Source organism: Alteromonas sp. Cnat3-28 (genome assembly GCF_022348265.1).
GTDB classification, from domain to species: Bacteria; Pseudomonadota; Gammaproteobacteria; order Enterobacterales; family Alteromonadaceae; genus Alteromonas; species Alteromonas macleodii.
Window position 1 is genome coordinate 73862 of record NZ_JAKREY010000002.1, and the last position, 26401, is coordinate 100262.

19 protein-coding genes are annotated in these 26401 nt (G+C 46.1%); 10 read left to right on the plus strand and 9 right to left on the minus strand.

What is annotated here, in order from left to right; translation table 11 throughout:
- Positions 1–19: 19 nt before the first annotated feature.
- A complete protein-coding gene (locus MHM87_RS02505) occupies positions 20–2965 on the plus strand; it encodes a TonB-dependent receptor (protein ID WP_239257675.1) in 2946 nt (981 codons plus the stop codon).
- Positions 2966–3056: 91 nt separating this feature from the next.
- On the opposite strand, the gene nhaC is transcribed toward MHM87_RS02505, so the two are convergent.
- Entirely contained in the window at positions 3057–4544 is a 1488-nt protein-coding gene (nhaC, locus tag MHM87_RS02510) for a Na+/H+ antiporter NhaC (protein ID WP_014951141.1), read from the minus strand.
- Positions 4545–4918: 374 nt separating this feature from the next.
- Here nhaC and MHM87_RS02515 point away from each other — a divergent pair, with 374 nt between their 5' ends.
- The 3 genes from MHM87_RS02515 to MHM87_RS02525 are packed head-to-tail and all read left to right on the plus strand — an operon-like array spanning position 4919 to position 6618.
- Positions 4919–5593 (plus strand): CsgG/HfaB family protein, encoded by a 675-nt coding sequence (locus MHM87_RS02515; RefSeq protein ID WP_014999891.1) that lies wholly within the window; start codon positions 4919–4921, stop codon positions 5591–5593.
- 2 nt (positions 5594–5595) lie between these two features.
- Positions 5596–5940 (plus strand): DUF4810 domain-containing protein, encoded by a 345-nt coding sequence (locus MHM87_RS02520; protein ID WP_044556859.1) that lies wholly within the window; start codon positions 5596–5598, stop codon positions 5938–5940.
- 3 nt (positions 5941–5943) lie between these two features.
- Positions 5944–6618, plus strand: coding sequence for a DUF799 domain-containing protein (locus tag MHM87_RS02525; protein ID WP_239257676.1), 675 nt, complete (start codon positions 5944–5946; stop codon positions 6616–6618).
- An 82-nt stretch (positions 6619–6700) separates the two neighbouring features.
- Here MHM87_RS02525 and MHM87_RS02530 read toward each other — a convergent pair whose 3' ends face one another.
- Both MHM87_RS02530 and MHM87_RS02535 read right to left on the minus strand, forming a co-directional pair.
- Positions 6701–9253 (minus strand): exo 1,3/1,4-beta-D-glucan glucohydrolase, encoded by a 2553-nt coding sequence (locus tag MHM87_RS02530; protein WP_239257677.1) that lies wholly within the window; start codon positions 9251–9253, stop codon positions 6701–6703.
- Between the two features lie 12 nt (positions 9254–9265).
- On the minus strand, positions 9266–10528 hold the full coding sequence (locus MHM87_RS02535; protein ID WP_239257678.1) for a sugar MFS transporter: 1263 nt from the start codon (positions 10526–10528) through the stop codon (positions 9266–9268).
- 205 nt (positions 10529–10733) lie between these two features.
- Here MHM87_RS02535 and MHM87_RS02540 point away from each other — a divergent pair, with 205 nt between their 5' ends.
- The 3 genes from MHM87_RS02540 to MHM87_RS02550 are packed head-to-tail and all read left to right on the plus strand — an operon-like array spanning position 10734 to position 14682.
- Entirely contained in the window at positions 10734–12092 is a 1359-nt protein-coding gene (locus tag MHM87_RS02540) for a GH1 family beta-glucosidase (RefSeq protein ID WP_239257679.1), read from the plus strand.
- 18 nt (positions 12093–12110) lie between these two features.
- Positions 12111–13112, plus strand: a complete 1002-nt coding sequence (locus MHM87_RS02545) for a LacI family DNA-binding transcriptional regulator (RefSeq protein WP_239257680.1) — start codon at positions 12111–12113, stop codon at positions 13110–13112.
- Between the two features lies 1 nt (position 13113).
- Entirely contained in the window at positions 13114–14682 is a 1569-nt protein-coding gene (locus MHM87_RS02550; protein ID WP_239257681.1) for a sugar porter family MFS transporter, read from the plus strand.
- 19 nt (positions 14683–14701) lie between these two features.
- On the opposite strand, the gene MHM87_RS02555 is transcribed toward MHM87_RS02550, so the two are convergent.
- From MHM87_RS02555 to MHM87_RS02580, 6 genes are all read right to left on the minus strand, one after another.
- A complete protein-coding gene (locus MHM87_RS02555; protein WP_239257682.1) occupies positions 14702–16291 on the minus strand; it encodes an ATP-binding cassette domain-containing protein in 1590 nt (529 codons plus the stop codon).
- Complete coding sequence (locus MHM87_RS02560; RefSeq protein ID WP_239257683.1) at positions 16281–18170, minus strand: ATP-binding cassette domain-containing protein; 1890 nt, start codon at positions 18168–18170, stop codon at positions 16281–16283. Before MHM87_RS02560 ends, MHM87_RS02555 begins: the two co-directional genes overlap by 11 nt.
- Positions 18171–18398: 228 nt before the next feature.
- Positions 18399–18506, minus strand: coding sequence for a cytochrome bd-I oxidase subunit CydX (gene cydX / locus MHM87_RS02565; protein ID WP_061096111.1), 108 nt, complete (start codon positions 18504–18506; stop codon positions 18399–18401).
- Between the two features lie 10 nt (positions 18507–18516).
- Entirely contained in the window at positions 18517–19653 is a 1137-nt protein-coding gene (gene cydB, locus MHM87_RS02570) for a cytochrome d ubiquinol oxidase subunit II (RefSeq protein WP_014951150.1), read from the minus strand.
- The gene (locus MHM87_RS02575) at positions 19650–21230 is read right to left on the minus strand and encodes a cytochrome ubiquinol oxidase subunit I (RefSeq protein ID WP_039229177.1); all 1581 of its coding nucleotides are present in this window, start codon (positions 21228–21230) and stop codon (positions 19650–19652) included. The genes cydB and MHM87_RS02575 overlap by 4 nt, the downstream gene beginning before the upstream one ends.
- 326 nt (positions 21231–21556) lie before the next feature.
- On the minus strand, positions 21557–22162 hold the full coding sequence (locus MHM87_RS02580; protein WP_239257684.1) for a DUF3365 domain-containing protein: 606 nt from the start codon (positions 22160–22162) through the stop codon (positions 21557–21559).
- Positions 22163–22317: 155 nt separating this feature from the next.
- On the opposite strand from MHM87_RS02580, the gene MHM87_RS02585 reads away from it, so the two are divergent.
- The 3 genes from MHM87_RS02585 to MHM87_RS02595 all read left to right on the plus strand — a co-directional run bounded on the left by MHM87_RS02585 (position 22318) and on the right by MHM87_RS02595 (position 26265).
- Positions 22318–23598, plus strand: a complete 1281-nt coding sequence (locus MHM87_RS02585; protein WP_239257824.1) for a sigma-54-dependent Fis family transcriptional regulator — start codon at positions 22318–22320, stop codon at positions 23596–23598.
- A gap of 109 nt (positions 23599–23707) precedes the next feature.
- Positions 23708–24076: a hypothetical protein gene (locus MHM87_RS02590; protein WP_239257685.1), complete on the plus strand. Its 369-nt coding sequence runs from the start codon at positions 23708–23710 to the stop codon at positions 24074–24076.
- Positions 24077–24147: 71 nt separating this feature from the next.
- Positions 24148–26265, plus strand: a complete 2118-nt coding sequence (locus MHM87_RS02595; protein ID WP_239257686.1) for a TonB-dependent receptor — start codon at positions 24148–24150, stop codon at positions 26263–26265.
- The last annotated feature ends 136 nt before the right edge of the window (positions 26266–26401 follow it).

The following is a 26401-nucleotide window of genomic DNA, read 5'->3' on the forward strand; positions in this document are numbered from 1 at the left end:
AAGAATTAGTAGGGCAATTATGAAAAACACACCATTTAAAAAGACCCAGCTTGCCACATCAATGGCTTTGTTGATGGGCTCTACCCTAGCTCTTCCCTCTTACGCACAAGAATCAGAAGCGGTAACACCGGCAGAGGGCGAAGTTGAAGTTATTCAAGTAAGCGGTATTCGCGGCAGTATGATCCGCTCTATGGATTTAAAACGCAGCTCAAGCGGCGTAGTAGATGCCATATCCGCTGAAGAACTAGGTAAATTTCCTGATACCAACCTGGCTGAGGCACTTCAACGCATAACAGGTGTAAGTATTAGTCGTTCAAACGGTGAAGGTAGTGAAATTACCGTTCGTGGTTTTGGTCCTGAGTTCAACCTAATTACCCTGAACGGTAGACAAATGCCGGGGACGGGCTTTACCCGTTCCTTCAATTTAGCCAACCTTTCTTCTGAAGGTGTAAACACGCTTGAGCTTCAGAAGACCGCCCGTGCAGAAAATCCCAGCGGGGGACTAGGTGCAACGGTAAACATTATTACCATGAAGCCGTTGGCGCAATCAGGACAAAATGCCACGTTTTCAGTGAAAGGTATTTACGACTCGTCTAACGAAGCGGGTGATGACGTAACCCCTGAAATTGCTGGTGTCTACAGCAACACGTTTGCCGATGACATGTTTGGATTTGGTCTGTCATTCTCTCACCAAGAACGTGACTTTCAGCAGCAAGCGGCAAATATTCAAGGCTGGCAGCTTCAAGAAAACGCTGCACTACCTGACTTAGACCCTGAAAATGTGGTTGATAACCGCACCAATATTACCGACGCTGCGTTCTTCCCTAAAGACATGAACTACAGCATTACTGACGTTCAGCGTGAGCGTTCAAACGCCCAAGTTACTTTCCAATTTCGCCCAGTTGACGATTTTACGGCAACGATAGATTACACTGCAACACGCGCCACTACTGGCACCAATACAGTGGGATGGGGTATTTGGAATAACTTTGGCGCTAATATTAATGCGTACGAATTAGACGAAAATGGTACAGCAGTCTATGCCGATATTAGTGGCGACGACGGCTCGTTTACTGCCAGTCGCGAAACCACGCGAGTTGACGCGCGTTCAATTGGTGTAAACCTAGACTGGGTAGTGTCTGACGATTGGCATTTCCGTCTGGATTACCACGATTCTTACAACGAGATTGATAACGGTTATGACAAAGGTTTGGGTAGCTCTGGCCAAATTATACTGGGCTCAAACCAGCTTGAGTCAAAAGTTTACGACTACAGAGCAGGCGAGATTCCACAAGTTTATGTGAACTGGAACAACGGTACGAATGAAATCTTACCTAGTGAAATTGACTCTAACTTCAGCCAATTCATTTACTCACCAGGTCGCTCTGATATTGAGCAGCTGCAGCTTGACGGCACGTGGTATAACTCAGCTTTCGACATACCACTGGTTAAAATTGACTTTGGTTACGCCCGAACAGAACAAGCATTGACGGGTTTTGAAGCGTGGAGCGGACTACGCGGCGGCCCGGGTTTTAGTCCATCTTTCACAGAAATTTTCCCAGACAGCATGTTTATTCGCAATGACACATCAGGTTTCCTAGACGCCTTTGACGGTGGTGGCGCAGGCATGAATCCGGGTTACTATTACACCTATGATTTTGACGAAGCCATTGCCCGTCAACTTGCTTTCATTACTGGTGATGTCGTTGGCGAGAGTAACGCTTACTCTATCGACCCTTACTTCAGCGGTGCGCCTTCTGTCAGTAACGTAGAGGAAATTACCGACTCTATTTATGTTCAGTCAGAGTGGGACTTCGAGGTCGGTGATTATTACGTGCAAATAAATGCTGGTGTACGCTACGAAGAAACAGAAGTGCCAAGCTCTGCGGAGGTTCGTGTACCTGTGCAGGTAAATTGGGTCGCAGCTTCTGAGTGGATCACGCAGTTTGAAGACGAGCTACAGGTGCAAGACTTTACAGGCGAATATGACATTCTATTACCCATGTTCGACGTAAAAGTAGATGTGACGGATGACATTGTTGCGCGTTTCTCTTGGGGTAAATCAATTACCAGAGCGCCGATTGGCTTGCTACAAGGTGGCTTGGCATTCAGTGGAAGCCCTAAAGTTGGCGCGAGAACCGCATCGGCGGGTAACACCAGCTTGCTACCGTTCGAGTCAACTAACTTAGACCTTTCATTTGAGTGGTACTACGACGAGTCGAGCATGCTTGCCGTGGGTTTATTCAGAAAGTCGGTTGAAAACTACATTACAACCACAGGTCAAGATCAGCAGTTCGAAGGTTTACGTGACATCTATCAGGGTCCTCGCTGGAACGAAGCCGTGACCGCATTAACGGCAGCTGGTGAGCAAGCCACCGATAGTGCTATTTATAACTACTTCATTGACAACGGCTATGCTGACGAAAACGGTGTGGTAACCCCTAATGCGGATGACCCGTTAATCACGTGGCGCACCACACAGCCTGGTAACTCTAGCGATTCAAAAACCGTTGAAGGTATTGAGTTAGCTATTCAGCATACGTTTGGCGACACTGGTTTTGGTTTCGGCGCCAACGCAACGTTAGTTGACGGCGACGTTGAGTACGACCCTTACAACCTGAACGAGCAAGACCCGCTTGTAGGCATCAGCGACTCCGCCAACTTCCAGGTGTTTTATGAGAAAGAAGGCCTTTCTGTAAAAGTGACCTATGCATGGCGCTCAGACTATGTTGTGGGTATTGGCCAAGCACAAGGTTCTTCAGATAACCCAGCAACTCAGTTCGACACCTTTGGTCAAGTTGATGCCAGCATCAACTATGATGTGAATGAGCACCTAACTGTCTTCCTAGAAGGCGTAAACATTAACGACGAAACAGAGCGTGGCTACGGCCGATTCGAAGAGCAATTCTTATTTGCTCGTCAGTACGGACCTCGCTACACGCTTGGCGCTAGATATACTTTCTAAGTTGATAGAGCAATAATTCTAAGGGCCTTTTCAGGCCCTTTTTTGTAATTAAACAGCATTGTTTTAACGTCGACAAATCGCTTATCCAACATTACTCGGTAACGGGCGTTCCATCCTTATTAAATTTCGCTATTTCGGCGCCAGAAGACTCCCATTCTTCCTTTTCAGCTTTAGTGGCTTTGGGTGAGAACCAGCCAACGTAGGCGTAAAATATCCCTATTAGGGGCGCCGTCCAACAAGCAAAGGCAAGAGGGATGTACAGCAAGTTTTCTAAGTTTGCGCCAGAAATACCCAAGCCAAGAGCAGATATCACAAAAGCACCACCGGCATTCCAAGGGATGAGCGGTGACATTAACGTGCCCCCTTCTTCAATGCCACGGGACAGGTTAAGCGTGGAATAACCCATGCCTCTATAAACGGGTGAATACATTCTTCCCGGCAAGGCTACCGACAAGTACGGGTCGCCAGCCACCAGATTAGTAGAAAACGCCGTACCAACCGCTGCTATCTGTGTACCAGCAAAGGTTTTCGCTTTGCTCTTTATTGCATTGATAATGCTTCTTAGGCAGCCTGTCGTTTCTAACGCTCCACCGAAACCAAGCGCAATCAATACCAATGAAATAGTCCACATCATTGACTGAACGCCGCCGCGATTAAGCAAACTATCTATTTCAACAATATTCGTTTGGATGGCATATCCGTTATTTGCATAATCGAAAACGGCTTGCAAACTCTGCCCTTGCATAAACATGGCGAAAGCTCCTCCCACAACCGCTCCTGCAAATAACGCAGGAAGGGGGGGAATTTTCTTTAAGGCTAACCCCATAACAACAAGCGCTGGCAATAACGCCCACCCCGTAACGGTAAAGTTATCTTCTAATGCACTGGTGATACCTGCAATTTTTGCAAATGAGACGCTCTGAGCATCGATAACGAAGAAGCCGACGCCAAGGTAAATCAGAAATGCGAGCACCATGGCAGGGATTGTCGTTGCCATCATATTCTTGATATGTGAAAACACGTCGGTACCTGTAACCGCTGGAGCAAGGTTTGTGGTATCCGACAGCGGCGATACCTTGTCTCCGAAAAAGGCGCCTGAAACTACTGCTCCCGCCGTCCAGTACATGGGGATATCGAATCCTTCACCGATACCCATTAATGCTAAACCAACGGTGCCTACGCTGCCCCAACTTGTGCCTAAAGAAACTGAAACGACTGCACAGATAACCATACCCGCGGCCAGAAAAATTTGGGGAGACAGGGTCTTTAACCCGTAGTAAATAATGGTGGGTACCGTACCGCTGGCTATCCAAATACCTATGATCATCCCTACAACAATAAGTACACTTACCGACGGCAACGCAACATGGATAACTTTAAAGATTCCTGCCCGCACTTCTTCCCACGTTAGACCAAGATAAGTACCAACAAAACTTGTTAATGCTATGCCAATGGCAAGCGGTATATGAGGCTCAAACACGCCAAAGTAAAATATCTGGGTGCCAAGGATTAAGAGCGTCAATACAACAGGTGTTAACGCAAGTAAGAGACTTGGTGTTGCCCGCTGTTCATCTGTCATTTTACTACCCTGTAATTCAATGAGTGATAAGAATGAATGCACAGCCGACAAACACCTAAACCAGCTTTCATTCAAACACTGATTATTGTTAATGTTACAGATTGGCTACGGGATGAATTGCATAATAGATCGATAAATAGCTGGTTAAGAGACCGTTGGTACCGTTCTCATCTATCGAAAACAAATGAAATTTCATTTAATCATGAGCATACGATCACCTTTGTTGGCTCCTCGCATTGTGTTTTTTCAGCATTGGACTTGAACGTGAAAGCTTTTTGTAATTTAGCTCCAACGATACGTGTTTGTGATATAGAATCTCTATTGAGGAACACACGCCTCACTCTTTCACACAGGATAAAGGGATTAATGTGAATATGATTAATAATAAAACGTTTATATCAGCGGTATCACTTCTAGCCATCATCGGCGTCACATCAGGATGTGCAACAACATCTTCTCAAGTAGTTGAGACACCGAAAGTAAATAGCTATAACACTCAGTATACAGGCGAAAAGAAAAAACTCGTTGTCGGCCAGTTCGTAAATCGCTCTAGCTTCCAAAACGGCATTTTCTCAAATGGCCAAGACCGTCTGGGTAGCCAAGCTAAGACCACGTTGATGAGCCACTTACAACAAACCAATCGTTTCAGCGTTTTAGATAGAGATAATATGAATCTCTTAGCTGAAGAAGCTCAGCGTACTGGTACAGAACAAAAAATTTCTGGCGCAAAGTTTGTTATCACAGGTGACGTTACTGAGTTCGGTCGTAAAGCAATTGGTGATAAGCAGCTTTTCGGTATTCTCGGTAAAGGTAAATCGCAAATTGCTTATGCCAAAGTAACGTTGAACGTGGTCGATGTTACCACGTCAGAAGTGGTTTATTCTGTCGCAGGCGCAGGTGAATACAGTCTTTCAGAAAGAGAGGTTATCGGCTTTGGCAGCACAGCAAGCTACGATGCCACGTTAAATGGAAAGGTTCTTGATTTAGCCATCCGCGAATCGGTTAACAATTTAGTTAACGGTATCGAATCAGGGGCATGGAAGATTTAAGAATGAAAAAGTTAATAATACTTACAGCCCTAACATTAGGAATTGTAGGGTGTAAAACTACCGAGCCGCTTTACTATTACGGTGAATATAATAAAGCCGTTTACAGTTACCTGAAAGGCGAAGAAACGACCGTCGAAGAACAAATTATGGTTCTAGAAGAGACTATTGAACTCGCTGCGGCAAACGGAAAAAATATTGCACCTGGTGTACATGCACATCTTGGAATGCTGTATTTCGAAAGTGGAAATATTCTGCAAGGCGAAGCGCATTTCGAAACAGAAAAGCAATTATTTCCAGAATCGAAGCAATACATCGATTTCCTTCTTAATTCAGCTAAAGGAGCGTAATTGATGTTTGCTAGAATCCTTAGTGCACTTGTTTTAATTACCTCTTTGTCTGCATGCGTAAGCATGCCGCCTGCTCACGACTACACAGCATTTAAAGCTGCCAATCCTGCGTCGGTTATTATTTTACCTCCGTTGAATAATACCCCTGAAGTGATTGCGCCATATAGTGTTATGACACAGCTTGCTACCCCAATTGCCGAATCAGGTTTTTATGTATTTCCTGTCGCTATGGTTAATCATACCTTTAACAATAATGGTTTGACGCAAGCCGCCGATATTCAAGCAGTTCCGACGACTAAGCTAAAAGAGATATTCGGTGCAGACACGGCACTTTACGTCACTATCGATGACTACGGCACAAGCTATGTGGTTATTTCAAGTGAAACACGAGTAACTGTAACAGCATCTCTTGTAGATCTTGAGACTGGAAACATGCTTTGGACCGGAGCGGCTACCGCATCGAGTGCAGAACAGCAAAACGCCAACAGCGGCGGTTTAGTGGGTATGCTAGTACAAGCAGCGGTAAGTCAAATTTTTGAAACCGTAACAGATAGAGGATTTGATATTGCAGCTATAACCTCTGCTCGACTTCTTTCTGCTGAAAGCTATAACGGCCTGTTATATGGCCCTCGCTCTCCGAAGTACGGGCAACCTGTACCTAGCGAAAAGCAAAAATAAGAGCGTTTATCGTTGGTTAATACCGCCATGATTAAATAATCATGGCGGTATTTTTTCACTCAACTCGTCACTTGTCAGTAACTCAGTTTTGGCAATTTATACTCGCCGATTTGCCAGCCTCGGGCGTAAACTGAATATCTGCCACACTCAAGCTAGCCTTCCCTGAACTTCCCAGCTCAAACGGCACCACAAGACCGGTAAAGTCGATACCTTCATTAACAAAGCACTGTAGATCAATACTTACGTTTGTCCATGTGTCAGCTGGCATTGCCTTTAGCTGCTCGCTAATATCAATTTGAGTTGAGCAGCTGCCTGCTGCGTCTCCCTCGCCTTCACAGTTCATGCCTACCGTTACAGGTGCATTTATGTCTGAGTGACGACTAACGTTAAAGCTTAGGGCACCATGCGTAAGTAATTGCGCACTTAAATCTTCACGGAAAAAGCTCTTGCTTGCAAAACGCATAGCGGCGAACTCAGTGCTATCGAAAGTGATTTTACGCGCATCTTCCTGCACTTCCTTATCAACCGTACGATAAGTAATAGCTCCAACAGTATGCGTGCTAGCGTTCACTGCCAGAGAATCATCACCAGAGTAAAGCCATAATACCCAAGGTGCCTCAACCGAGCCCTTTAGAATTTCCATCGGCTTGTTGCTGTCAGTACTGACTCTAATTTCAGTATTTAGCGTATCGCTTAGAACGTTGTCATCGCTGTACGTTAAGCCGAAGCCATAAGGCAGCAAAGGTTCATAGGTTTCATCGCCCTTGTTAACGATCTGCTGAGGCTCTGACGGCCACGAGAAAGACAGCTTGCCTTTAAAGTCCTGCTCACCAAACAAAACGTCTGCCACCGCTGCACCTTCAGAGCCAGGAAGCCAAGCTGCAACAAATGCATCAGATGCATTTAGCTCTGCGTTAACCCACATCGGACGGCCGCTGATAAACACCGACACCACGGGAATTCCCTGAGATTTCAAGTTTTCGAGCAACGCTAGATCCGTCTTGCTACCGTGTTGATAAATTAAGGTTTCTCTATCGCCATGACCTTCTGCATAAGGCTCTTCACCGAACACCACTATGGCGACATCAGGTTTAGTTTCAAAGCTACCGTCAACCGATAGCTGTACGTTACCACCTGCATTTTCTACATGTGCTTTAATACCGTCATAAATAGAGCTGCCGCCAGGGAAGTCATCGTTGGTATTATTTGTGCCTTGCCACGTAATACTCCAACCACCTGATTGCTTGCCGATGTTATCCGCACCATCGCCCGCTACCAATATGCGTTTGCTTGCAGAAATCGGGAGGGTTTTATTTTTATTTTTCAGCAGTACCAGAGACTCGCGCACCGCTTGCGCCGCCACTTCTCTATGCTCTGCCTTACCAATAAGCGAACGGTCGCCAGATAACGGGCGGTTTGCCGGGCTTGGCTTTTCGAAAAGTCCAGCGCGTACTTTCACTCGAAGAATTCGGCGTACCGCATCATCAATACGCGACATAGGGATGGTGCCGTCGTTTACTTGAGCAAGAGTGTTGTCATACAGCACCTTCCAATCGTTTGGCACCATGAAGATATCTAAGCCTGCGTTAATGGCCTGCGCACAATCTTCGTTGTTGCAACCTTTAACTTGCCCATGACCGTTCCAGTCACCAACAACAAACCCGTCAAAGCCCATTTGCTCTTTAAGTACGTCTGTTAGTAAGTATTTATGACCGTGAAGCTTCTCGCCATTCCAGCTATTGAACGACGCCATAACAGACTGCGCGCCCGCCGTTAATCCGCCCACATAGCCTTGGGCGTGAATATCAAATAACTCTTGTTCGCTGGCAACATTGTCACCTTGGTCATCACCGCCAACCGTACCGCCGTCACCTACAAAGTGCTTTACCGTACTAATTACACGCTGGTCGCTTAAGAAGTCTTTGTCAGCTGCGCCTTGTAAACCTTTAACCACTGAAGCGGCATACTCTCTAACAATGGCTGGGTCTTCAGAATAGCTCTCGTAGGTTCTGCCCCAGCGATCGTCACGTACCACAGCAACGGTAGGCGCAAATACCCAATCGATACCTGTCGCCATGACCTCTTTAGCTGTAATGTGCGCAATCTTCTCTACCAGTTCAGGGTTATTCGCCGCGCCTAATCCAATGTTGTGAGGAAACAAGGTTGCGCCTATAACATTGTTATGACCGTGAACAGCGTCTGTCCCCCACATTGTAGGAATTGTCGAGCCGTCCAAACTGTCATCGATGGAAGCCTGATAAAGCTTTTCTGCAAGTGCTACCCAGTCTTCTGGTGTGGCGTGCTTGTCGTTATTAGGGAATGCGCCACCGCCATTAAGATAAGAACCAAATCCGTATTTGCGCATATCTTCTACCGTGATATTGCGAATTTCAGGCTGGATCATCTGCGCAATTTTTTGCTCGACAGTCATGGTAGACAGAATTTCTTCAACCTTGGTTTCGACAGCAGGATTTGATTTAACTTCAATATCAAGCTTAGGCCACACAGCGCTCGCTTTGCTTGGCGTCGGCTCAACGCTTTCAACTGAAGCAGCATCTTTTTCAGCAGAACATGCACTAACTAAAACGCCAACCAATGCACCGGTAACAACTTTCGCGATTATACTTTTTCGCATTCTTAATCCTCGTTACTTTTCAGTGGTATTAATGTGAGATACGCGACTTCCTACAAGGCCATAGTAGGCAATGTAAAGGTAGCAAGAAGCGGGTAGTAAAAATGACAGCGTAACGCCGACGGTGTCTGCCAGCATGCCCTGTAGAAGTGGAATAATGGCGCCGCCAACTATGGCTAAACAAAGAATGCCAGAACCTTGTGGGGTGTCTTTTCCTAGCTGGTGAAGTGCAAGACTAAAAATGGTAGGGAACATGATTGAGTTAAACAAACCTACTCCCAAAATGCTCCACAGCGCTATGTCTCCTGTGCTTGAAAGTGATAGCAAAATAAGCGCAATAGCCATACAAGCGTTAAACGCCAGCACGTAGCCACCCGAGATTTTTTGCATAACCACAGCACCGATAAAGCGCCCTACCATCGCGCCTCCCCAGTAGTAGGCAAGTAGCTTGGCCGCCCCTGCCTCGCTTAATCCGCCAACCGCCGGACTCGCTAGATAATTCACTAGCATGCTGCCAATAGACACTTCCGCGCCGACATACATAAAAATGCCGACAGCGCCTAAAACAAGGTGCTTGTGATGCCATGCTCCGCCTTTAAATACTCCAGTGCTTGCGCTGGTGTGATTTAGCTTCGGCAGCTTTAAATACATGAAAATAAGAGCCAGAAGAAGCAGTGATGCAGCAAGAATTAGGTAAGGCACTTGAACGTCTGATGCGCTTGGCGTACCGCCCCCGTGCTCGCCCGTTGCGCCGTAGATAAGATAAGAACCGAAAAAGGGAGCCACAGTTGTACCAAAAGCGTTAAATGCTTGGGTCATGGTTAGCCGTGACGAGGCAGTTTTAGGGTCACCAAGCGCCGTTACATAAGGGTTGGCAGAGACCTGAAGTACAGTGATTCCAGACGCTAAGACAAAAAGAGCTAACAGAAAGATACCGTATATTTGACTTGAGGCAGCAGGGAAGAACAACAAGCACCCCGCGCAGGCTATGGCGAGCCCAAGTACAATCCCTTTTTGGTAGCCAATGCGCGATACCACCATGCCTGCAGGCAGTGAAACAATGAAATAGGCACTAAAAAAGCAAAACTGAATCAGCATTGCTTGAGTGAAGCTAAGGTTAAATGCACCTTTTAAGTAAGGAATAAGGATGTCATTCAAACAGGTAATAAAACCCCACATGAAGAACAGCGTGGTGAGTGAGATAAGCGCAAAACGGTATCCACCGTTTGCCTCTGCCTCTTGGGCGCTTGATATATTAGGCTGCACTGGTGTGTCCACGAATAACCTCTGTTGCTATTTTTCTATTTAATGATAAATTTACATTTGAAAGCGCTTACATCTAACTATAAGCAATTTTGTAAGCGCTTACATTGAAGAGATAATTACACGAAGCGTAATCGAATTCAATGTAAATATGATGTTATTTGCTCTGTCTAACGCAGGGTTAATATGAAGAAATTGTTATAGTCAGGACATTTCCACGATGCAAGAAATTAACCTTCCATCCAACTCAATGATGTTGTCGAAAGACTTTTTGTTTGGTGTGGCTACATCGAGCTTCCAAATAGAGGGAGACCGTAAGGGTAGATTGGATTGTATCTGGGACACGTTCTGTGAAAAGAAAGGGGCGATTACTGACGCCACTAATGGCGATATTGCATGTAATCACATTGATTTGTGGAAACAAGATGTAGAGCTAATTGACTCCCTTGGTGTAGACGCTTACCGCCTATCCATTTCGTGGCCGCGAGTAATGAAACAAGACGGTAGCGTAAACGAAGTTGGCATGCGCTTTTACGTAAACTTAGTCAATGAAGTTATCAAGCGCGGCATGAAAGTGTTCGTGACGCTTTATCACTGGGATTTACCGCAACATCTTGAAGATAACGGTGGCTGGCTTAATCGCAATACAGCCTATGAATTCGAAAAATATGCTGAAGCCGTAGCAAACGCGTTGGGCGAAAACGTCCACTCCTACGCGACATTAAATGAGCCATTTTGTTCAGCCTATTTGGGTTACGAGGCAGGCATTCATGCACCTGGAAAGACAGGCATGGCAAATGGCCGAACGGCAGCGCACCATTTATTACTTGCCCACGGTTTAGCGTTGAAGGTGCTTAACCGAGTTTGTCCAAATAGCCAAAACGGTATCGTACTTAACTTTAGTAATTGCCATACAAGAAGTGATTCACAGGAAGACATTCACGCCGCCAAGCTGGCCGATGACTACCACAATCAATGGTATCTAAAGCCTATTATAGAAGGTAAGTACCCAGACATTATCGATAAGCTTGATGCCGACGCAAAACCTGACATATTGGACGGTGATATGGCTCTTATTTGCCAACCAATCGATTACTTAGGCATTAATTACTACACCCGCACTGTGTATCAAAGCGATGGCAACGGTTGGTTTGAAATTGTACCACCAGCCACAACCGAATTAACCGCAATGGGCTGGGAAATTACCCCAGATGCCTTTACCGAACTGCTTGTTGATTTACACCAGCGCTACGATTTACCGCCTATTTATATAACTGAAAACGGAGCCGCAATGGATGATGAGCTCGTAGACGGTGAAGTGTTAGACGACGGGCGTACCGCCTACTTTCACACACATTTAAATGCGGTAAATGAGGCAATAGAAAAAGGCGTAGATATACGCGGATATTTTGCGTGGAGCCTAATGGATAACTTTGAGTGGGCACTGGGCTATTCAAAGCGTTTCGGCATAGTTTATGTCGACTACGAAACCCAAAAACGTACGCTAAAACAAAGTGCTTTGGCTTATTCAGAACTGGTTAAGAGCCGGATAAATGGGTACATTAGCGGTATCAAATAAGGACAAGTACCAAACCGTATGGCAACAATTTACCAAGTATCAGAGGCTGCTGGTGTTTCGTTAGCTACCGTTTCTCGCGTTATGAATGGCAACGCGAAGGTAAGTGAACGCACCCGCAAAAAAGTAGAGGATGCTATGGCGTCGTTGGGATATCAACCCAATGCCATTGCTCAATCTCTTGCGTCAAACCGCACTAACAGCGTAGGTTTGCTCGTATCAGAACTTCACGGTTCTTACTTTGGCGACCTGATGAGTACGGTAGAACATGTGCTAAAACAAAATGGTAAGCACGTTATTATTACCGCCGGTCACGTGGATGAAAAACGCGAACACGAAGCCATTGAATTTTTAAAAAGCCGCCGTTGCGATGCCTTGATTCTGCACGCTGAAGCGGTATCTGATGAGTACTTAAAAACATTAGTAGACAGTAAAACCCCCGTTGTTGTCATAAACCGTAAAGTGGAAGAACTCGACGAAAACTGCTTTGTTGTGGACAACGAAAGAGGCGGTTACATGGCAACGAAAGCTGCTATTGATGCAGGCCACAAAAAGATTGCGTACATTAGCGGCCCGCTATTTAAAAAGGATGCGAGCGATCGTCTGGCAGGTCACAGAAGAGCGCTACAAGAAGCAGGGCTAACTTTTGATGAAACGAGCGTCTTTGAAGGCGATTTCCACGAGTCATCAGGCCAAGAAGGTATGCAGCATCTTCAGAAAACATTCTCTGACTTTACCGCATTGGTATGCGCGAACGACGAAATGGCCTCTGGTGCAATGACCGCTGCACGAGAATCGGGTTTTGATATCCCTTCGCAGCTTTCCATAATCGGTTTCGATAATGTGCTGTTTTCGCGCTACCTTTATCCAAAACTCACTACCATTAATAACCCTATTCACGCTATGGGAGAAATGGCTGCTTATTGGGTGCTACAACATGTTTATGACATAAAAAGCCCCATTCCTATTGAGCACCTATTTGAACCCGAAGTAATAAATAGGGACACATTAGGCAAATTATAAAATGAATAAAGCCCTGTCTCCGTCGCTGTATTACACTCTCATTGTCTCTCTTGGAGGGTTCATTTTTGGCTTCGATGCCAGTGTGATAGCAGGAGCCAATGGCTTTATCGATGCCGAATTTAACCTAAGCGACTGGCAGCAAGGCTTCGTCGTAAGCTCACCAACACTAGGCGCGCTAATTGCCATGCTATTTGCCGGCGGCGTTAGCGACGCTATTGGCAGGCGCAAAGCACTCATTCTTGTCGCTTTCCTTTACCTGCTTTCTTCTGTCGGCTCAGCCTTAGCCCCTAATTTCGAACTACTAGTGCTCTCTCGCTTTATTGGCGGCATTGCCTTTTGTTCGCTGATCATTGCCCCGCTGTATATCTCGGAAATAAGCGCCCCTGAAAACCGAGGCAAAATGGTGTCGGTGAACCAGCTAAACATTGTATTTGGCTTCGCCCTATCCTATTTCACCAACTATTACCTGTTGCAGCTGAGTAACAGCGGTGCAGGTTGGGTTGCTGAATGGGGTATAGATACGCATTTGTGGCGCTACATGCTGGGCTTGGAGGTTATCCCCGCAGCACTATGGTTTGGTTTACTGTTTACTATTCCACGTAGCCCTAGGTGGCTGGTATTGAAAGGCCAGAACAAAGAGGCGGAGCAGGTAATAAATCGCTTGTTCGACAAAGCCCAAGCCAGCGCTCTTGTTGAAGATATAGCGTCTTCACTTAAAGAAAAGTCGTGGCCTTTTCGCGAGCGTCTCGGCTTTCTAAAAGCAAAAGCCATGCGATTTCCGTTGATGGTCGGCATTATCATTGCTATTGCACAGCAAATTACCGGCATTAACGTTATCTTTTTTTACGCGCCCACTATTTTTGAACAAAGCGGTGTAGGTACCAATGCGGCATTTATGCAGGCTGTATGGATTGGCTTAGTTAACGTAGCATTTACCGTAGTCGCTATGCTGACCATTGATAGATGGGGAAGAAAACCGCTGCTACTGATTGGCTTAACTGGCGTAGTGATCAGCATGTCTATTTGTACCTATGGCTTTAAACAAGCAACGTACCAAGTGCAGCAAACGGCCATAAGCGGAATACAGCTAGACGCGCCGAGTGTGGCAATAAAGCTAACATCATTAACCAACGATACTTATTATTCAGACGTCGAGTTTAAGCGCGCGCTTAAAACCGCACTTACCAGCGAAGAATACGAAAATTACCAGCAACCATTGCTTACAAGCAGTATTAACATGAATGCGCCTTTAGTTTTGTTTGGCATTATTGCGTTCGTTGCTTCGTTTGCGATGTCCCTTGGCCCTGTGATGTGGGCAATGCTTGCTGAAATTTTTCCGAATCAAACCCGCGCTTTGGCTATTTCATTAGTGGGCATGGTGAATTCACTCACCAGCTTTCTTGTTCAAGTTGTTTTCCCTTGGGAGTTGGCCAACTTGGGAGCCGCGGCCACGTTTGCAATTTACGGCGGGTTCGCCTTAGTCAGCCTGATATTAGTTGCTAAGTTCTTCTCAGAAACAAAAGGAAGAACGTTGGAAGAAATCACGGAAGAATTTGAGCGATCCGCTTAGCTGAGGTCAATCCTGTATATTAAGGCAACCTGATAGCATGCTGACCTGCACAAAGGTTATCCATTCTCGCCTCTTCTAATAGTAGTGTTGATGATACATTTAACGCGCTTGGCGTAACGTGAGAAGCAACTAGGATGAGATGGTTGGCAGCGTAGCGATTTAATACCTCACACACTTTATGCTGAGTAGCCACATCCAAGCCCTCGAAGGGTTCATCAACAAGCAACACTTTTGCGTGAGATAAAATAGCGCGCGCTAAGGCTAGTCGCTTACGCTCTCCCCCAGAGAGCGTCCTACCCGCCTTGCCAACCCAAATCGACAGTGGCAACAGTGCCTCTAGCCCTAATTGAGCCAACAGGTTAGTCATGTCATCAAGGGGAATACCCATTCCGGCAGGGTCTAAATTTGATGAGACACTGCCAGAAAGCACTATTGGCTCTTGTTCCACATAGCGCCAGTTTTTAATTAAGCCATCGGCTATACGCATGCCATCCACTTCTTTAAGTCCAGTAGAAGGCACAACCCCCGCAATTGACTGAAGCAAAGATGACTTACCACAGCCTGACGGCCCGGATATACATACGATGCCAGTGGCTGGAAATGTAGCGCTAACCAGAGGTAAGCGTCTATTTTTGGCAGTATAGCCAGATAACGTGAGTGAATGGTGCAGTTCGGTGCGTTCAAGTACTTTAATGGGTGAGGTTTTGAGCTTCTTAAGGGCTTTCGCGCTTTGTTTGTGCTGTGCAAACTTGGTAAGGCTGTGAAAAGCTGCACCAGCCCAATCAGGCGCAGCCATCAATATCATGGGCACAACAATAGCAATAGGCATATACGAAAAGTCAGATATTGGACTTACTGCGCCCGACATGACTAACACTACCGCAAAAAATGCAGCCCCCTGAAACCACCAGCTCGCGCGTTGCGCTTTGTCTTTCTGCGTAGTTTGTTGTCGCCACACCCTGTCAGCACTCGGCATGCTATTGATCGCATGCCCACCCTCTTCCTTTGGCATGTTGTTCATTGCTTTATTTAAGTGCCATATAGCGCTGCAGTTAAGAAAGTCGGCTGATTGCTGGCGAAATGCCTTATTTTCTTTCGTTACTCGTTTGGCAATATTTAGTGCACCTAAGCCTTGTACCACCACTGCCACTAACCAAATAGCAAAAAGCGTAATTAAAAACGAGGTGCCGGGAAGGTCAAACCATACCGCAGCAACGCAAAGGTTAGTGAATATAAATGTGATGTTAGAAAGCGGAGCTATCCAAGCAATCCACCGACTGGCAAGCGTTTCGGTATGCTGGGCTAATGCTTCTGTTGTGAATGCTTTGTCGGTAATTTTACTGTTTTCAAGTTGACTGAATACAAGCAAGCGCCCCTCTGCGATACGGGTAAGCAAATCGTTATGACCCACCCACATACTGGCATATCCCGAAGCAATGCGAAGTAGTGCTAGCGCGCGAATAACCACCGCGGGAATAACGTAATTAAAACCTACAGGTGCAATAGCGCTGATAGCGATAAACCACGAAGAAATAACAAGAATGGTTATTCCTGCCACACCGTGTAAAAGAGCAAGCAGTAGCGTGAGATAAGCCGGTTTACTTTTCATCAAGACCACACTCCTTTTGATTGGCATTCGCCTTAAAGCTCGTTTCCGTCACGCTGCTACAGCCTTGTAGGTGCCCGTCTTGTACTGCACCTATTTTGCTTTTAAGCCCTGCCTCTGATTTTGACTTTGAGTTGAAGTTTGAGTTGGAAATGGCGTCTTGTTCGGGCGTGCTTCGCGATACCGTCCAAAAGCGGTTAAACCAGTTTGCAGGGAGTGCTTTGTGAGAAGCCCAAATCAGTGTTTTGTCTCTACCCAAACGTTCAATTAACTGTGCCAATCTTGCATGCTGGGAATCTGGCAAATGGGCTGTAGGCTCGTCTAGTAACCATATATCGTCTTTGCGCAACAGCGCTCTCGCTAGCGACAGCCGTTGCGCTTCTCCACCTGAAAGCAGTGGATAATCCGTCATTACCGTATCAAGCCCCAAAGGCAATAACGACAGCCACAAGTCAAGTTCTACTGCTTCTAGTGCTTTCGTAAGCGCGTCGTCTGTATAGGTGTCGTTTAAGCACAAATTTTCACGCACGGTACCTGGCGTGATCACGGGGTGCTGGGTAATCCAAATTACCGGTTCACTGAATGTATGTGTGCTAGGTCTTTGACCGCCTAAGGCTTCTAATAATAGTGTTTTGCCCGAACCAGAGCGCCCGCTAATGAGTATTTTATCGCCCTTTAATACTACAAGGGATTCAGCGTGCAAGAGTGCAGGAGTATCATCAAAAGCCGATTTATCCTTACCGCTCGGCAAGCGAGGTTGCGGGGCGTTTATGTCAAAAACCTTAAGGTTTTTAGCCGCAAGCAATACCTCGTGTTCTGATGAATAATGGTGGGTTGTGTCAGCGTTGACCGGGTTCATTGCACTACCATCAAGATTCTGTGTGAAGCGCGAGAATAAGGGAGCAAGTTCAGCTTTGGCGGCTTCTGCTTGCGCTTTTTGATGATATACCTGCCCCAGCTTTTTCATTTCACTGAGTAACAATGGCACAGTCAGCAATATCCATAAGCCTTGCTGGAGCGTTATTTCCGACCCAATACTCAATTCACCTAACAGTGAAAAACCAATAAATACTGCCGTAAGTGCAACCGCGAGTGTTGCGAAGAAGTCGAGCACGCTGTTGGACAAAAACGCTACGCTCACTACTTTCATAGTACGCGCATTCAAATTTTCACTGGCATCTTTAAGCAGGGCTGTTTGTTTTTGATGCGCCTGATAATTTGCGAGCATCGGCAGCGCGGCTAACCTATCAGTAAATAAACTTCCCAAACGTTCAAGGGCGATAAAATGCTTTCGATGTAGGGCAGCGGCTCCCTTGCCCACAATGATCATAAAAAGCGGCACTACCGGCAATGTCAGTAATAGGCCAATTCCTATAACGGGGTTCACATAAAAGATAACGGCTAAAGCAAACAAGGGGACAACAACTGCAATCATTTGCTGCACTCGATATTCAAGTGCCCAGTCAGCAAAAGCCTGTAAGTGCTGCAGCCACACCGTTTGCCAATAGTAAACCGAGTGCTGGCGAATAAGCGCATATTGACGCTCAATGAATACGTGTTGTAGGTGCTGTTCGAGCTTGTTTAACACCTGCATTCTTGCACTACTAGATAAGGCATTGAATGCGCCTTGTAGCAGCCAGCTAAGCCCCAGAGAAACGGCAAGTCCTGTGACATCACTCGCTGTTGCAGGAGACTGGTTTACTACCCAGTCATGAGCAATATGAGAAAAATAATAGAACCCAATAATCAAAGAAAAAAGCGACAAACACTTAACCACTACTTGCGCCATAAGCGAAGTGCGCAAGCCAAGCGACTGCGCCTTATCCATCTCATTGCACCACGCATTAAGCGTTTGCCGGTTGGGAACTTTTTCTTTGATCACTGTGGTTTTGACTCATCTTTTTCGTTACTTAGTAACGAGAGCAAATCTCGCATTTCTTTTTCATTCTTTTCCAAGTGGTGGGCTGGCTGCAAGAACCTACCAATTAAACTGATAGCGCGGTGTTCATCCGTTTTCAAACCTTCAGCAGCAGGGACGCTGTTGAAGAGCCCCCATGGATGGGTTTACGGCGTGTTTGAAACCGGATGAACTCCGCGCTATTTAAAACACCTAGTCTTCGGGCCTATCCATATTTTCCGTCGACTCCAACCACATGGCGTTGATAATGCCAAAAGAGCACGCCAGTAAAACTCCTAAAATCCAAGCGAAATACCACATAGCGTTCTCCTTAATAAATGGTGTGAGACTGGTCGAGGTCTTCGTTTTTAATGCGTCCGCGCATTACGTAAAAGCTATAGGCCGTGTAGCTAAGTACAATAGGCACAAAGATACAGGCAACAATAAACATTACGTTTAGCGTCATATGGCTAGACGTAGCGTCCCATACGGTTAAGCTCGCTTCTGGCATGGTGATGCTTGGCATTAAGAATGGGAACATAGAAAAGCCAGCCGTTAAGATAACGCCTGCTATAAATAGCGCACTCGATACAAACGCCATGCCTGCATTACCTTTCTTAGAGAAAAGCGCACAGGCCAGACCCGCAATAATACCCAGCACAGGTGCTGCCATCATAAGGGGGTATTTGCTGTAGTTGCTCATCCAAGCTCCAGCTTCAATGGCAACCTCTTTCTTAAGTGGATTTGACGTAGCAATGGTATCGACTGCCGACGTAATCACGAAGCCATCTAATCCAAAGGCTACCCAAAGACCTGCAAGTACAAATAGCGTGACACCAGCCAGGCTTAACACAACCGATACTGCACGTGCGCGAACTTCAATAAAGCCATCGGTTTTCATTTGTAGCCAGGTTGCACCGTGGTTCAGCAACATAGCCACTGAAAGCAGGCCTGCTACCAGCGCAAACGGTGTTAAAAGGCCAAAGAACGAGCCTGTGTAGGTTGACTTAAGCGTACTATCCATTTCAAACGGTACGCCCAACAGCAGGTTACCAAAAGCCACACCAAAGATAAGGGCTGGGATAATACCGCCAGCAAATAGCGCCCAATCCCACGCTTTCCGCCACTGCGGGTTAGGCAATTTACTGCGGTAATCAAAGCCTATCGGGCGCATCCAAAGGGCAATTAAGGTGAGGGCCAGCGCAAGGTAAAAACCAGAAAACGCAGTGGCGTAAATCATAGGCCACGCGGCAAAAATAGCGCCACCTGCGGTAATAAACCAAACTTGGTTGCCATCCCAGTGCGGCCCTACTGTATTTATCATTACGCGGCGCTCTTTGTCATTTTTGCCAATAAGCGTGAGCAGTGCTCCAACGCCCAAATCGAAGCCATCAGTAACCGCGAAGCCAATTAGCAGAACGCCAACCAAGCACCACCAAATGACTCTCAGTAGTTCATAATCAATCATGCTTTTGCTCCTTGCTCATCAAGGTCAATAAGATCAAATTCAGTGTCAGGCTGCTTATCTTCAGGTGGAACTGGCCCTTTCTTGGCAAACTTCTTCATTAGATAAAAACCAATAATGAACATGCCGGTGTAGAAAGCACTGTAGGCTACAAGGGTTATTACCACGTCGCTTACGGCGAGATTAGATACCGACGTATGCACCGGAAGCACCTCTGCAATTGACCATGGTTGGCGGCCATATTCAGCGACAAACCAGCCAGCCTCACAGGCAATCCAAGGAAGCGGTAAACCGTAGAGCGCGCTTTTTAATAGCCAACGTGGCTTAGTAATCTTGTGTTTAGTACTGTAGTAAAAGGCGCACACAAATAGCGCAAGCATAATAAAGCCAGCCACAACCATAAGGCGGAAACTCCAAAACAATGGGGCAACCGGCGGAATGCTGTAATCTACTGCCTGTTGAAGCGCGGCATCAGAAGGATTTGAAACGTTCTCAGTGAAAGGCTCTAGCAACATAGCGTAACCTAAACTGTCTTTATTTTGGTCGAAGGCAGTACGTTGCTCAGCTGTCGCGGTGCCGTTTCTTACATCATCAAGCACTTCATAGGCTTTAATTCCGCTCAGAATACGCTCGCGATTCTCTTCTTTAAGATCCTTAATACCTTTCACTTCTTCGGTTAACGAACGGGTAGCAATAATGCCCATTGCCCAAGGAATTTGAAGGGCGTACTCGGTTTCCTGCTTCTCGTCGTTTGGAATACCAAACACAGTAAACGGCGCAGGTGCAGGATGGGTTTCGTACTCAGCTTCAACTGCTGCCAGCTTCACTTTTTGTACATCACCAAGCTCATAACCACTTTCATCGCCTAGCACGATCACAGAAAGCGTTGAGGCTAGGCCGAAGCTAGCAGCTATGGCGAACGAACGGCGCGCAAAGGCGATATGCTTATGATTAAGTAGGTAGTAACTTGAAATTGCCAACACAAACATTGCGCCGGTCACGTAACCTGCTGATACAGTGTGAACAAATTTGACCTGTGCTACGGGGTTAAAAATAACCTCAGCAAAGCTGGTCATTTCCATACGCATGGCTTCAAAATTAAATTCAGCGCCTACCGGGTATTGCATCCAGCCGTTAGCAATCAAGATCCACAGTGCAGAGAAGTTTGAACCAATGGCCACCAGCCAAGTCGCCATCAGATGCTTCACCTTTGACATTTTGTCCCAGCCAAAGAAGAACAACCCCACGAAGGTAGACTCTAGGAAAAAGGCCATTAGGCCTTCGATGGCAAGTGGCGCACCGAAGATATCGCCTACATAGTGAGAATAGTAAGACCAATTCATTCCGAACTGGAATTCCATGGTTAAGCCTGTGGCTACACCAATGGCAAAGTTAATTCCAAACAGCTTTCCCCAGAATTGGGTCATCTGCTTATAAATTTCTTTACCCGTCATTACGTATACCGATTCCATAATGGCAAGTAAGAAACTAAGCCCCAAAGTTAAGGGTACAAATATAAAGTGGAACATTGCAGTTAATGCAAATTGCCACCGCGATAGTTCTATTAACGTATCGCTCATGGGTTATCTCCCTTGTATTTCGTGTGCGCGTTAAACGCTTAGCAGAAAAGTGGTTTAAAATTCAGTGATGAACACATGAATATGCCGCATGGCAAGAGCACGGTTTATGCCATACATCAGTAATTTGGCTGCTTAAGCGCAATTACCGATAGACGGCGGTATTTTCGTACTGTGCAGATAAATTATTCCACGACCGAGCGTGTGGCTTATTGATCCAACGCAACAATTGATGGCGATGCATTCGCCATATTTGTCATTTAGGTGACAAATATGGCACAAGGGAAAGGTCACGTAGGTGAACATTGAGAGGTAGAGAATAGGGCGCGTTAGGGTGTATATGTGATTGTGAATGCACCCCGTAAATCACCCAATTCAAACCCTGTAGCTTGATCATTGGGATAGTGCTTTAGAATGGATTGTTTTACTGAAGGTGCCACATTGGCTCCGTGGCATGCCATGCACACCTGACCTTGTTCAATAGCCATCATGTACCTAAACTTACCGCTTTCGCTATCGTATTGATAAGTTTCAAGGGGTCTTTTATGGGCCAAATTGTCTTGCTTAGCTTTGGTCAGTAATTGTGAAAACCACGCTAACTGCTCACGCTCCCATTGATCTGCCGCATTGTTTGGGTTCCTTACTTTCAGCGCGGTACGCCCAACCTCCCACCCGTTTTGACTAAGCGCCAGAGCAATAGGAGCCGCTGTAATCTGGCATTCGTTAACGCCAGCCTCTAGCCCTCCGGATTGAATTGCTTGCTGTAGTCGTGACTTTAGCGCGCCTCCCAGTGCTTTTGCGTGTAATCGCGCTTCTTTGACTTTTTCCTGTACACTGTTTTCACTTTTTTTCTCATTGGCAGTCACTGTATCTGCCAATGAATGAGCACTACTTGCCAATAAGCTTATCGCCACCAGCATTACGCTATTTTTCATTATAAAACTCTCTTAGGAACTGAATGAATTTCTACCGAAGTATTGTCGTTTGTCTCAAACAATGAACAAGCTCTATGCCAATATGATAAATTGCCAAAATTAAATTAGAACAAACTAATATTCAGCCACCCATGAATATATCCATAGTACAAGCGATGATAGATGCGATAGATAAACCCGCAATCTTCATTAACCCAAGCTACGTTATTGAAGCTGTCAACCAGCCCTACAGAGACACCTACCCTGTGGATATAAAGCTTGGCTTTAGTACCTGCTATCAAGTCTCTCACCGCAACAACAAACCTTGCGATAAGTGCGGCGAGCATTGCCCCATGCAAGAGAGTAAAGCCACAGGACGAGCGGCTAGCGTAGTACACGTTCATACCACCAGTGAGGGTCAAAGCTACTGCGACATCCTCATGCGCCCGATCTTCGACGGTAGCGGAGAATTATTAGGTTTCTTGGAAATACTCGATAAGCTTTCGTTTGCCTCAAACCGACCTTCAGCAGGAAAGATGGTCGGCGAATCAGAGGCATTTAAAGCAATGCTAAACAAAATAAATCGCGCCGCTAACTCAGATATTTCAGTACTACTGTTTGGCGAAACCGGCACGGGTAAAGAGCTGGTGTCCCAAGCACTTCACTCGAGTAGTCACCGTGCTGGCAAACCATTTGTTATCATCGAGTGTACCGGCATGTCCGACACGCTGCTTGAAAGCGAACTATTCGGTTATGAAAAAGGGGCATTTACAGGCGCAACCACAAATAAGAAAGGGCTCGTAGAAGCAGCGGAAGGCGGCACATTGTTTTTTGATGAAGTCGGCGATATCCCACTTTCAACACAAGTAAAGCTTCTGCGGCTGTTCGAGTCTCAAACTTATCGACCTGTAGGAAGCACAGTGTCTAAAAAGGCTGATTTTCGTTTAGTGTGTGCATCTCACAAAAATCTAAAGCATATGGTGGAAACGGGCGAATTCAGACAGGACCTGTACTACCGCATTGCCGGTTTTCCTATCAACCTCCCTTCTTTACGACAAAGAAAATCAAATATAGCACTGATAGCCGCTCACTTTTTAGCAATGTCTAAAGAGAAAAAACGGTTTCATAAAAACGCGCTAGAAAAACTAACCAACTACCCGTTCCCAGGCAATATTCGCGAACTCAAAAACATTGTAGACCAAGCTATTTTACTGGCTGATGAAACCGTTATTTACGATACAGACTTACCCGAGCTCGATAACATAAGCGCTGATGCTATCAATGATACCTCGTCATCTCACGGTAACGTTGTGACCTTAGACGAAATGGAACGCCAATACTTACGTCAGGTTCACACGTCTTTTGAAGGCGATACCCAGCAACTTGCACAAGCGCTGGGAGTGAGTACCCGTACACTTTACAGAAAGCTGAAAAAAGCGGAGGTTGGAGATACTTAAAAATAATAGGTAGAAAAATTACCAAAACGCAGGCTATGATAAAAAGGCGCTAACCAGATAAAGAAAAATGACTTTAAGACGCCTACTTACACTAACACTTTGCCTTTGTATGCTTTTGCAGAATGCATTAGCACTTGGCCTTGCTGCCCATACTATGCAGCAAGCACGTGCGTTTGTAGGTGAAGATATTGAACTTATTTGTACTGGCAAGACCATGCGCTACATTTCAATTAGCGCCACTGAGTTTGAAGGTGAGTTCGTTTTTGTTAGCCCCGAACTGCTCAAAGCACCCGCCGAGCACTTTGACTGTACCAATGGCACGTTAGCCGACTTACCTCAGGTTGACGAGCCACTACTTGCCACATTACCTTTGATATCACTTGTTCGCTATCGCGCTCTAGTCGCGCGTTTAGCGGCTAAGCCCTTTACAGATTTTGCTTACGCGGCGCCACTAAGCCGCGCCCCACCACACGCATAACAACCTCCAAAACACACTGAACATGCATGCTTTCACCATGCACAACACTCGTTTTTTAAAATGGAATTGTTATGAAGCAATCTATCATTGCGCTTGCAGTATTCACTGCGTGCGCGCCTATACATATTTACGCAAACACTACCGACTTGGCCGATAACACTTCAACAGAAGTGGTCACCGTTATTGGCACACCGCTTTCCCTTATCACGCAAAATGTCGAACAAGAGTCTGTTAATGCTACCAGCAATATTGACGCTGACTTCGGCGATCAGCTCGCCATATTACCTGGCGTGTCGATATCTCGAAACGGCCCGGTGACAGGGCTTATTCAGTATCGAGGACTTTATGGTGACAGAGTTGGCGTGAGCATTGACGGCGTCGATATAACTGGTGCCGGGCCAAACGCCATGGACTCGCCCCTTTCTCATGTACTGCCAGAACCAGGGCTGACAGCCACCGTTTACCGAGGAATTGTACCTGTAAGTGCAGGTGTGCAAACGTTAGGCGGAAAGCTTCGTATTCACTCTGATGCCTCAGCACTTTTTGATTTGAATACAGGCTTTAGTGGTAGCGTAAGTGCCAGCGTAATATCTCCGGGAAGCGGACAGCAATATCAGGGCAACGTGTTTTATAAAAGTGAGCAAGCTTTTGTTAGCGGCGCCTTCACTCATCAGCAGCGCGACGAACAAGAGTCGGGAGATAACAGCGTTATACCAAACAGCCATTACCAAAGAAATGGCGGTAAGTTTAGGGCGGGCTATGAGTGGGGCAATCACCAAGTCGATGTGAGTTATCAGCAACTTAATACTAACGAAAGCGGCACGCCTGCTCTAGCCATGGACATTGGTTTTATTGATGCCGCTTGGTATCGACTGGGCTATCGCTATAACGCAAATGATAGGGAGTTCTTCACGTTAAGCTGGTTTGGCAACAGCAACCAACATGCCATGGACAACTTCTCACAGCGCATGGTGATGTCTGCCGACATGGCGAGAGAGAATAACGCTGATGCTATTGCTCAAGGTGTAGATGCCACCTATGTAATGCCATTTTATAAAGGCGACCTCAAACTGGGTGCCAATCTGCACCACAGCAGGAATAACTCGACCATCACCAACCCTAATAACGGCATGTTCTTCGTTGATAACTTTACCAACGTAGAAAAAGACACAGCCAGCGTATACGCAGAATGGCAGCGAGATAAAGCATCTTTTTCAACAACAATTGGTACCCGATATACACGTGTTGACATGGATGCCGGGCTAGCCGGTTCTAATATGGTTATGATGAACCCAGCCATTGCTTCACTCGTTGATGATTTCAACGCGGCAGAACGCAGTAAGAGCTATAACATGTTAGATATTGCCGCTAGCACGCGATATCACGCCAGCGACAATGTCGATGTTGTCCTTGGCGTATCGCAGAAAAACCGTGCCCCTACTTACTTCGAGCGCTATACGTGGCTACCTCTTGGTATTTCTGGGGGAATGGCAGACGGATTTAACTACATTGGTAACTTGGCTCTAGACAACGAAACTGCACGCCAAATAGATGTGGGTATTGATTACCGTTTCAAAAGCTGGTCAGTTTCTCCTCGCCTCTTTTATCAAGATATTGAAGACTATATTACTGGTTCTCCCAGCACGAATATGGCTGCCAATATGGTCTCCACCATGATGGCAGGCACAACACCATTTCAATGGACTAATACAGACGCCGTAATCAAAGGGGCAGATCTGACTGTTTCGGGTAATGTGTTTGATAACGTGAAGCTTAACGCAGTAGCAAGTGTTCAGCACGGTAATCGCGACGATATAGACGATGCGTTGTTTCGTATCGCCCCCGAACAGCTAATCACCACCATTCAGTGGGATACACAGCTATTTAATGCGCCAATGGCGCTGCAACTAACGTCAGAATTGGCAGGAGCACAAAACCACGTTTCAGCGCTACAAAATGAAACCACTACTGCAGGATATGGATTAGTGCACATTACGGGGCTTTTCACCCTTATAGATAATGCACAGTCAAACCTTCAGGTAACGGCAACCGTTCATAACCTGTTTGATAAACACTACGCCCCACACACAGCAGGAATTAACCGCGTGATGAATACTGATGTTGCAGTAGGTGAGCGAGTACCCGCTGCGGGACGAGAGTGGCATTTATCGCTGAGCTACAGGTTCTAACCGTTTAAAACTCAAACTCCAAAAGGCATAAAGATAAACCAGTGATTCTCCTTCGCTGGTTTATCTACTCGTAATGTCTGATACACATGCCGTTTTAAACGCTAGAAATGAAAACTTGCGCACTAACGTAAGTATT